The sequence below is a fragment of the Microbacterium sp. H6 genome (assembly GCF_003314775.1).
GTDB lineage: Bacteria > Actinomycetota > Actinomycetes > Actinomycetales > Microbacteriaceae > Microbacterium > Microbacterium oxydans.
In genome coordinates this window covers 3,593-12,817 of record NZ_QOAY01000210.1, presented here as the reverse complement: position 1 = coordinate 12,817, position 9,225 = coordinate 3,593, and the positions used below count along the sequence as shown (strand labels likewise).

Here is a 9,225-nt window from a genome sequence, read left to right as displayed (position 1 = left end):
GGACGATGGTCTCCACGAGCTGACCGTCGGGAGAGTAGCGGCGCACCTCGGAGGCGTCCCAGACCGCGACCCAGAGCATGCCCTCGAGGTCGATCGCCATGCCGTCGGGGTTGCCGCCCTCGACCCGGCACACCGTGCGGCGATTCGACAGCTCCCCGTCCGGCGCCACGTCGAAGGCCTCGATGCTGCGGTCCGGCAGAGTGTCGATGTAGAACAGCGTGGATCCCGTGCTGTCGAAGGCGAGACCGTTGGACACCGTGACCCCTTCCAGGCGAGCAGTCGGCTCACCATCGGGGTCGATGCTCCACAGCGTGCAGTGCGGGTCGCGGGGCATCGACTGGCTGCCCACCCAGAAGCGACCGACCGGATCACCGCCGCCGTCGTTCATGTAGTCCCCCGGTGCGGCGATGTCATCCGTGAGTGGGCAGACGGCTCCGTCGTCGCTCACGTGCACGACGCGACGATCGACTCCGACCAGCCAGCCCTGCCCCGGCTGCGCGAGCGGGATCGGGGCACCGATCTGCGCGCCGACGACGACCGCGGACCCGGGGATCACTCGCCCGCCGTCGATACGCCCGCGGTGCAGCGAACCCGTGGCCATGTCGATCCAGGCGAGGCTGCCGTCGCGACCGCCCCACCGCGGAGACTCGGCCTGGACGTATCGGGCGTCGGAGAGGATCTCGACGGTTCGGGAGGGCAGGGTGTGCGACATCCGGGGGCGTCCTTCGCTGGTAGCTCGTAACCGTTATGTGGCAGACTATCTCACAATATGCATAACACTTGCGAGAAATGTGGACAGACGATGATGAAGGCGGGAAACAGCTGATGGCTCCGACACTCCATGGCTTGATGCCCATCCTGGCAACACCCTTCGACGAATCGGGCGCCCTCGACCGTGCCGGCCTGCGTCGGCTGGTCGAGTTCCAGCTCGCCTCCGGGGTCGACGGTGTCGCCGTCTTCGGCATGGCGAGCGAGGGCTTCGCACTGACGACGGAGGAACGTCGGACGATCCTGGACGATGTCGTCCGGGTGGTCGACGGCCGGATCCCGGTGATCGCCGGCGTCAACGGCACGTCCACCGCGACCTCGATCGAGCAGGCGCTCCTCGCGGAGGAAGGGGGCGCCGACGCGCTCATGGTGCTTCCGCCGTTCATGGTGAAGCCGCCGGCAGCGACGCTCGTCGACTTCTACGGCGACGTGGCCGCGGCCACCTCGCTCTCCGTCATGGTGCAGGACGCTCCCGGCGTCACCGGCGTGGTGATGGCTCCGGCTCTGATCGCCGAGATCGCCCGGCTCGACGGCGTCGACTCGGTCAAGGTGGAAGCTCCCCCGACGGCACCCAAGGTCGGGGCCGTGGTCTCGGCGATCGATGACCCCGACTTCGCCGTGCTCGGCGGACAGAACGCGCAGTTCTGCCTGGAGGAGTACGCCAGGGGCGCCGTCGGCACGATGCCCGCCTGCGAGTTCCCCGACCTGCTCGGCCCGGTGCTCGACAGGTTCCTGGAGGGGCGCGTCGACGAGGCCAGAGCCGAGTTCCGTCGTATGCTCCCTCTCGTGCTCATCGGTCTGCAGGGCGGCATCGCATGGGCGGTGCACAAGGAGGTTCTCGTCGCGCGCGGCATCATCGACCACGCGACGGTCCGCTACCCCGCGTCGCGCCTCGACTCCGGCAGCCGTGCGTCCGTGAAGCTCGTGATCGACGAGCTCGCCCTTCCCCCCGTCCCCACCACGGTGCGCGTGTGACCGGCCGCGGCGTGCTGCTGATCGGCGGCAGCTCCGACATCGGTCTCGCGATCGCCCGCGCCTTCGCCGACGGCGGGGACACCGTCGTCGGCGTGGGGATCGATGACAGCGACGACGCCGTCTTCGCGCGGTATCTCGTCGCGGACTGCAGTCGGCCGGAGGCCGCCGATCGCGCCGTCGCGGATGCGGAGCAGGCTCTCGGCCGACTCGATGTCGTCGTGCTCGCCGCCGGACGCATGCCGATCGCCCGCGCCGAGACCACGAGCGACGAAGACTGGCGCGGCGCCCTGGGGGCCACGCTCGACTCGGCGTTCTTCGTGGCGCGCGCGGCTCTTTCCCGTCTCTCCGCCGGATCGTCGATCGTCGCGGTGACCTCCGTGAACTCGTCGCTCGCCGCCCCGGCCTTGGCCGCCTACGCAGCCGCCAAGGCCGGAGTGGACGGCCTCGTACGGCAGCTGGCGCTGGACTACGGCCCCCGAGGCATCCGCGTGAACGCCGTGCAGCCGGGCAGCATCTCCGCGCAGGACACCGGCGAGAGCGAGGGCTACCCGCTCGGACGCATCGGCCGTCCGGAGGAGGTCGCGTCCGTCGTGGCGTTCCTCGCCTCCGATGCCGCGTCCTTCGTCACCGGCACGTCGATCGCGGTCGACGGCGGCCTGTCGATCTCCTCCCCCGCGGCCTGGCTCAAGCCGGTGCTGCGCGAACGCTGGCTCTGACCCGCTCACATCTACGAAGAAGGCCGCGTCCCTTTCCGGGAACGCGGCCTTCTTCGTATCTCCCGCCGCTCTCGATCAGGAGTTGGCGTCGAGCAGCCCCTGGACTTCCTTCTTCAGCGCGTTGAGGCCGGCCTGCACCTCGACCTGCCCGGCGAGGATCGTCGCGACACCCGCGCCGATCGCGGCGTCGATCTGCGCGGTCACCGCGACGCGGTCCCACGCGGCACCGCGTGCATGCTCGGAGACCTCGGTGCGGAACGCGCCCTGGAACTTGTCCGCCGCGAGGGCGGGGATCTTGTCGGCGACGCTCTTGGCGGCAGGTGCCACCGCGGAGTTCTCGTAGAGCGCGGTCGCCGCTTCGACGTTCGTCGCGGCGTAGAGGATGAAGTCGCGGCTCGTGAGCTCGCCCTCCCCCGCGGTCGCGAAGACACCACTGCCCCAAGCCCGGTTGAACGAGTCCTTGCCACCGGCGGTCGGGCGCGAGATGGCCCCGATGTTGTCGATGATGTTCTGCGCCGCACCGTTCGTCTTGACGAAGGTCGACGCGAGCGGGGCATCGTCGTACAGGGCCGCCCGACCGCTCGCGAACAGGATGCGGGCATCGCTGCGTGCCACGTTCGTCTGCGTCAGACCGGCATCCTGCAGGGACTTGTACCAGGTGACGGCCTTGACGCTCTCGGCATCTCCCAGGGTGCACTTCAGGTCGTCGGTGACCACGTCGCTGCCGAAGCCCCACATCCACGGGACGGCGTCCTTCAGGTCGGGGTTCTTCGTGACGGCGGCGTAGGGGATCAGCGACGAGTCCTGCTTCTTGATCTTCTCGAGCGCCGTGGCGAACTGCTCCACGGTCATGCCCGACTTGATGCCGACGCTCTTCGCGATCTCGCCGTTGGTGATGATGCCGATACCGGCAGCCGTGAGCGGGAGCACGAGCAGCTTGCCGTCCATCGTGTAGGAGTCGAGCACACCCTGCGGGATGCCCAGCCCCTTCGCGAGGTCGGAGAGGTCGGCGAGCACGTTCATGGGGGTCAGCACCTGCCACCCGCCCGACTGCCCGACGCCCATGAGGTTGCCGGAGCGTCCGGTCAGAGCCAGCTGCGTGGCGGCCTGATCGTAGGGGTAGATGACCGGGGCGACCTTGACGCCCTCCTGCTTCGAGAAGCCGTCGAGGATGCCCTGCCACGCCGACTTCAGAGCCTCTTCGCCGAGCGAGTTGCCGTAGAAGTTGATGGTCTTGGCCTTGGTGGCTCCTGCGGCCGTGGCTCCGGCTCCGGTGCCGGGGGCGGCGGGGGTCGCACAGCCGGCGAGCGCGAGTGCGCCGAACGCCGCCAGGACGGTTCCGCCTCCGAGGAAGGCTCGGCGGCTCAGCTGCGAGTTCGAGATGTTCATGGAGACTGCTCCTTCGGGATGAGGGGTGACGAGCGGTGCTGCGGTGCGGCGCTATCCCTTGACCGCCCCGGCGGCGAGGCCGGAGACGAAGTAGCGCTGCAGGAGGATGAAGATGAGGACGAGTGGGAGGGAGGTGATCAGGGACGCCGCCATGAGCGCGGGCCAGTCCGCCGTGCCCTCGCGGATGAACGCCTGGGTGAGACCCGCCGGCAGCGTCTGCTTGTCGGGTCCTGCGAGCGTGAGGGCGAAGAGGAGATCGCTCCAGCCCCGCATGAAGGCGAACATCCCGGCGGTGATGAGTCCGGGGACCACGAGCGGGAACACGATGCGGAACATCGTCCCCGTGCGCGAGAGTCCGTCGACCTTGGCCGCCTCGATGATGTCGTCCGGCAGGGCGTCGATGATGCCCTTCAGCAGGAACACCGCGAGCGGCAGCGTGAACGTCGTGAACGAGATGATCAGTGCCGTATAGGTGTACAGCAGCCCTGCCGAGCTCAGCATCAGGTAGAGCGAGATGAGCAGCAGCGCACCGGGGATCAGCTGACCGATGAGGAACATGAACATCACGGCGTTGCGACCGCGGTAGCGGAACTTCGACAGGGAGTACGCCATCAGTCCGCCGACCAGGACGGCGAGCAGAGCGGTTCCGGTGGAGACGATGATGCTGTTGAGGAGGTTCTTCAGCAGCAGGTCGTTCTGGAAGAAGCCGATGAAGTTCTCGAAGGTCGGATCCACAGGGAAGAACGGACGGTCGAGGGAGAACACGTCCTCCTTCTTCGTGAAAGCGGTGGCCGTGAGCCAGTACACCGGGAGCAGGCCGAACAGCGCCAGCAGCAGGAGCAGGACACGTCCCGGGATGGACAGGTGGGGGCGGATGATCGACTCCCCCACATCGCGACTACGGCGCATCACTTCTCCAGCCGTCGGTTGAGGAACAGGTATCCGGTGGTGATGATGGCCAGCAGGACCAGCCAGAGCGTGCCCATGGCTGAGGCCTTGCCCAGCTCGTAGCTGCCGAAAGCGAGATCGTAGAGGCTGACCGCGAGCGCCGTGGTCGAGTTGCCCGGCCCTCCACCGGTCATGACGAAGATCGTGTCGAAGTTGCCGAAGTTGTAGATGAACTCCAGGACGGCGACGAGGGTCACGGGGCCTGCGATGTGCGGCAGGGAGATGTGGCGGAACCGCTGCGCGCGAGTCGCACCGTCGATGGTGGCGGCCTCGATCTGCTCGCTCGGAAGGGTCTGCAGCACCGCGAGGGCCACGACCATGATCCAGGGGAACGAGTGCCACGTCTTGGCGATGACCACGGCCGCCATGGCGCCGGTCGGGGTGCCCAGCATGCTGACCTCGGGAAGACCGAACACCGAGAGCACGTGGTTGACGACGCCGTAGCTGTCGTTGAAGATCCACGCCCAGAGGAAGGAGACGACCACACCGGGGAGCAGCCAGGGAAGCATGAGGGCCCCGCGCAGGATGTTCCGTCCGCGCATGCGGGCGTTCAGCAGCAGCGCCAGGGCCACGCCGAGCACGAGCGGGAAGATCGTGGAGAGGGACGCGAAGACGAGGGTCGTGCCGAGCCGCGCGAAGAACTCGTCCCAGACGGCCGCGTAGTTGTCGAGACCGACGAACGTGCGCTCCGGACGCAGGAGGGATTGATCGAACAGGCTCGTGAAGATGCTCGACACGAGAGGGAAGATCGCGATCACGAGGAACAGGAGGACCGCGGGAAGTGCGATCATGAAACCGAAGGTGCGATCCTTCGCGCCCAGCGTGGAGCGTCGCCCGGAGCGTGGCTCGACGGCCTTCTGCTCGCTCTCTGCGGGCCGCTCGAGTATGGCTTGTTGCATTGCAGTCACTTTCCAGTAGAGACGACCCCCGCGGGGCCCTGCGCGTCGTCGTCACAGTCGTCGACGTCGACGTGCGGCCAGTTAACCACAATGCGGATGCGAAATCCACAAAATGCATACGACACCCACATTTGTGTTGCTCGAAGCCATTTCTCTGAATAGGATGACTGGCAGCGGTGACCAGCCGCGACGTCGCCCACGCGGCGGCAGTACTGAGGAGGAGTGACCATGGCATCGGAATCGGTGGGCGGCACCCAGACCGTCGAACGGGCGATGTCGTTGCTCGCCTGCTTCACCGAGGAGTCGGGCGAACTGCGGGTCTCGGAGCTCTGCACCCTCACCGGGCTCGGCCAGTCCACGGTCTCGCGGATGATGTCGGCGCTGGACCGCATGAAGTTCGTGGTCCAGGACCCGCGCACCGGCCTGTACCGCCTGGGTCCGGCCGCCGTCTCGCTCGGCACGATCGCCCTCAACGGCTCCCCCATCTTCCGCGCAGCGCGGCAGATCGCGCAGAACCTCGCCCGCCGGATCGAGATCGGTGTGAACGTCGCCGAGCTCAGCGGCTTCACCTTCATGTACCTGTGCAACTTCGAGGGGGCGCTCGCACCGAAGTCGTTCGACATGGCGGGCCGCACGGGTCCCCTGCACGCCACCGGCATCGGCAAGGCACTGCTGTCCGGCATGACCGACGCGCAGGTGGACGAGTACTTCGCGCAGGCACCGCAGCGCTTCACCCCGCACACGATCGTCGACCGCGAGGCCATGCAGCTCGCGCTCGATGAGACGCGCAGCCGCGGCTACTCGACCGAGATCGAGGAACTCGCCTTCGGACGTGCCTGCATCGCCGCCCCGATCCGCAACCGTGCGGGCGAGATCGTGGCCGGCATCTCGGCGAGCGGCCCGCTGTCCGTGTTGGATCTGCACGCCCCGCATCAGGAGCTCGCGCTGCAGCTGATCGAAGCCGCCGACGAGATCTCCGTCGCCCTCGGATACAGCCCTTCCCGCACCGCATCCGCGTTCGCCGCGCTCTGACGCCCGGCCGCGACGCTCCCTACCCTGACCGCGGCACCAGCCGCCGACCGCTCGCCCATCGATGTCTTTGGAGACCCCTGTGAGAATCACGCGCGTCCAGACCTTTCCCCTCTACCTCTCGAAGGAGGAGGCGAACAACTCCTACGCGGGCGACACCGCCGTCGACCACCGCGGCTATGTGATCCGCCCACCGTGGCGGAGCCTGTACTCCCCCGGTTACGAGACCCTGCTGGTGAAGATCGAGACCGACGAGGGGCTGATCGGGTGGGGCGAAGCGCTCGCTCCGGTCGCCCCGGTCGTGGTCGCGGCGATCGTGGACAACCTGCTGGCCCCGCTCATCCTCGGCGAGGACCCGCGTTCGGTGCGCACGCTCTGGCACCGGATGACCGAGTCGATGCGCGAGCGCGGGCACCTCACCGGCCATCAGGCCGACGCCATGGCAGCCGTCGACATCGCCCTGTGGGACCTCTGGGGTCACGCGACCGGGCTCTCGGTCTCGGAGCTCGCCGGCGGACGCTTCCACGAGGTGCTGCCCACATACGTCTCGGGCATCCGCGGCGTAGACGACGTCGAGCGCGCGGAGAAGACGGCCGAGCTCGTCGAAGGGGGCGTGCGGCGCATCAAGCTGCACCTCGGCGTCGACATCCGCACCGACCTCGCCACCTACGATGCGGTCCGCGGCGTTCACCCCGACCTCGACGTCGCGCTCGACGCGCACTGGACCTACCGCCTCGGCGAGGCCCGTGCTCTCGGCCGGGAGCTCGACGACCGCAGGGCCTGGTTCTTCGAGGCGCCACTCGCTCCGGAAGACGTGGAGGGCCACCGAGACCTCGCTTCCGCGCTCGCGACACCGATCGCGGTCGGCGAGGCGATGCGCAGCCGCTTCGAGTTCACCGACTGGCTCACCCGCCGCGCGGTCGGCCTCACGCAGCCCGACATCGGCCGTACCGGCATCACCGAGGGCCTCGCGATCTCGGCGGTCGCCGACGCCTTCCACGTGCAGGTCGCCCCTCACCACTCGGCGGCCTTCGGCATCGCGATGGCCGCCGGCGTTCACGTCGCGGCGAGCGCCGCCTCGCTCCTCGCGTTCGAGTACCAGCCGTTCACGCTCCCGGTCGCCAACCGTCTGCTCACGACGCCTCTCGAGGTGCGCGCCGACGGCGGCTTCGTCGTCCCGACCGGCCCGGGCCTCGGCGTCGCGGTCGACGAGGACGCGATCAAGGAGTACGTGCGCCACTGAGTCGTCAACTCTCCTCAGAATCGCGCAAATGGTCGCATCCGCCTGGCGGATGCGACCATTTGCGCGATTCGAACCGGGGAGTCAGTCGCCGATACGGACGAACTGCGCGGCGCTGACCCGGTGGATGCTGGTGTTGCGCACCTCGAGTCGCACCGTGCCCGTCGCACCGGCCGCGTAGCGGAACGAGCCCAGCGAGCGCCAGGCGGCTGCGCCCTGGGTCTGGTCCACGATCACCTCGGAGCTGCCGTTCTGATGCTCCACGACGTAGGCCGCCGACGTCGTGGTCGTGGGGTTCGTCGGGTACCAGACCGAGACACGGTAGAGCCCTGCCTGCGGGAGGTCGACGTTCCACGTCACAGTGCTGCCCACCGAGTCGGAATCGCTGTACCGCGTGCGGGTGCCGTTCCAGCCGGAGAGTCCGCTGGGGTACCAGTTCCCCGCCTCGAGGTACCCCGGCCACGGCGACTGCGTGTGGGCGATCACGCCCTCGTCGGCGACGCGCACGAGCACTCCCCTCCTGAGGCTCTGATCGAGGCGTGCCTCGAAGCGCGTCGACGATCCGGGTGCGACACCGGAGCCGGCCGTCACCGTCCAGGTATGGGTCAGATCCGATCGCGGTGGCACGGTGATCGTCGTGCTCTGCTGTCCGACGCTCCACCCCGTGAGGCCGTAGAGGGCGAGCGTGCCCTGCAGGGGCGTCACCCCGGTGTTGATGACGAGTGCGGTCAGCTTCGCGACGGCGCCCGGCCCGCTCACGATCTCGACATCGGAGGTGAGCGACACCAGTCGGCGCCGGTCGATCACCTCGATCGCGGCCGGTCTGAGCGTGACGGGGTCCTCGCCCGTGACCGTGAGCTTCGCCTTCACCTCGATCTCACCGAGCGGTGCGGCGGTGGCGATCACCGCGGCCGATTCCACGCGGGCTGAGCCCTGCGCCGGGACGGAGACGGCCGGGACCGCGCCGTCGAGCTGCCACCCGGACGGGAGTGTGATCGCGACCGTGCCGGTGATCGGGTCGTCCGTCGCGTTGCGCACTTCGATCGTCAGCGGCACACGGTCGCCGGCGGTACCCGTCGCCTGCGCGATGACATCTCCCGCGAGACCCGGGTTCGCACCGCTGATCCGTGCGGGCAGCTTCAGCGTGACCTCGGGCGTGGTCACTCCGCCGGAGGTGATCGTGTACCGGAAGGTGTCGGTCAGGTCGTCGACCGGGATCGTCCATTCGAACGGGTACGCCTTCTGGGGCGCCTGCTGCACC

The 9,225-nt window shown here is 68.5% G+C and carries 9 protein-coding genes; 4 read left to right on the top strand and 5 right to left on the bottom strand.

The features are described from left to right. On the bottom strand, positions 1-712 hold a 712-nt coding region (locus DSP71_RS14120; RefSeq protein WP_113681407.1), incomplete at its 3' end, for an SMP-30/gluconolactonase/LRE family protein. Between the two features lie 137 nt (positions 713-849). Between DSP71_RS14120 and DSP71_RS14115 the strand changes: the two genes are divergently transcribed. Both DSP71_RS14115 and DSP71_RS14110 read left to right on the top strand, forming a co-directional pair. Further along, on the top strand, positions 850-1,743 hold the full coding sequence (locus DSP71_RS14115) for a dihydrodipicolinate synthase family protein (RefSeq protein ID WP_257022130.1): 894 nt from the start codon (positions 850-852) through the stop codon (positions 1,741-1,743). Further along, positions 1,740-2,459 carry an SDR family NAD(P)-dependent oxidoreductase gene (locus tag DSP71_RS14110; RefSeq protein WP_113681405.1) on the top strand — a complete coding sequence of 240 codons (720 nt, stop codon included), beginning with the start codon at positions 1,740-1,742 and terminating at the stop codon, positions 2,457-2,459. The genes DSP71_RS14115 and DSP71_RS14110 overlap by 4 nt, the downstream gene beginning before the upstream one ends. A 75-nt stretch (positions 2,460-2,534) precedes the next feature. Here DSP71_RS14110 and DSP71_RS14105 read toward each other — a convergent pair whose 3' ends face one another. From DSP71_RS14105 to DSP71_RS14095, 3 genes are read right to left on the bottom strand one after another with little or no spacing between them, the layout of a single operon-like run. Further along, positions 2,535-3,848, bottom strand: a complete 1,314-nt coding sequence (locus tag DSP71_RS14105) for an extracellular solute-binding protein (RefSeq protein ID WP_061015229.1) — start codon at positions 3,846-3,848, stop codon at positions 2,535-2,537. A gap of 51 nt (positions 3,849-3,899) precedes the next feature. Continuing rightward, a complete protein-coding gene (locus tag DSP71_RS14100) occupies positions 3,900-4,757 on the bottom strand; it encodes a carbohydrate ABC transporter permease (RefSeq protein WP_052674532.1) in 858 nt (285 codons plus the stop codon). Beyond that, complete coding sequence (locus DSP71_RS14095) at positions 4,757-5,695, bottom strand: carbohydrate ABC transporter permease (RefSeq protein ID WP_113681404.1); 939 nt, start codon at positions 5,693-5,695, stop codon at positions 4,757-4,759. Before DSP71_RS14095 ends, DSP71_RS14100 begins: the two co-directional genes overlap by 1 nt. A 228-nt stretch (positions 5,696-5,923) precedes the next feature. On the opposite strand from DSP71_RS14095, the gene DSP71_RS14090 reads away from it, so the two are divergent. Further along, positions 5,924-6,727 carry an IclR family transcriptional regulator gene (locus tag DSP71_RS14090; protein WP_046748916.1) on the top strand — a complete coding sequence of 268 codons (804 nt, stop codon included), beginning with the start codon at positions 5,924-5,926 and terminating at the stop codon, positions 6,725-6,727. A gap of 79 nt (positions 6,728-6,806) precedes the next feature. Further along, complete coding sequence (locus DSP71_RS14085) at positions 6,807-7,967, top strand: mandelate racemase/muconate lactonizing enzyme family protein (RefSeq protein WP_046748915.1); 1,161 nt, start codon at positions 6,807-6,809, stop codon at positions 7,965-7,967. An 81-nt stretch (positions 7,968-8,048) separates the two neighbouring features. Here DSP71_RS14085 and DSP71_RS21705 read toward each other — a convergent pair. Continuing rightward, positions 8,049-9,225 (bottom strand): hypothetical protein (locus DSP71_RS21705; protein WP_220151123.1); only part of this gene is annotated, 1,177 nt, incomplete at its 5' end.

Excerpts from the sequence above, each read along its gene's own strand:
- DSP71_RS14115 (WP_257022130.1), top strand. The coding sequence starts at position 850 with ATGCCCATCCTGGCAACACCCTTCGACGAATCGGGCGCCCTCGACCGT.
- DSP71_RS14105 (WP_061015229.1), bottom strand. The coding sequence starts at position 3,848 with ATGAACATCTCGAACTCGCAGCTGAGCCGCCGAGCCTTCCTCGGAGGC.
- DSP71_RS14100 (WP_052674532.1), bottom strand. The coding sequence starts at position 4,757 with ATGCGCCGTAGTCGCGATGTGGGGGAGTCGATCATCCGCCCCCACCTG.
- DSP71_RS14095 (WP_113681404.1), bottom strand. The coding sequence starts at position 5,695 with ATGCAACAAGCCATACTCGAGCGGCCCGCAGAGAGCGAGCAGAAGGCC.
- DSP71_RS14090 (WP_046748916.1), top strand. The coding sequence starts at position 5,924 with ATGGCATCGGAATCGGTGGGCGGCACCCAGACCGTCGAACGGGCGATG.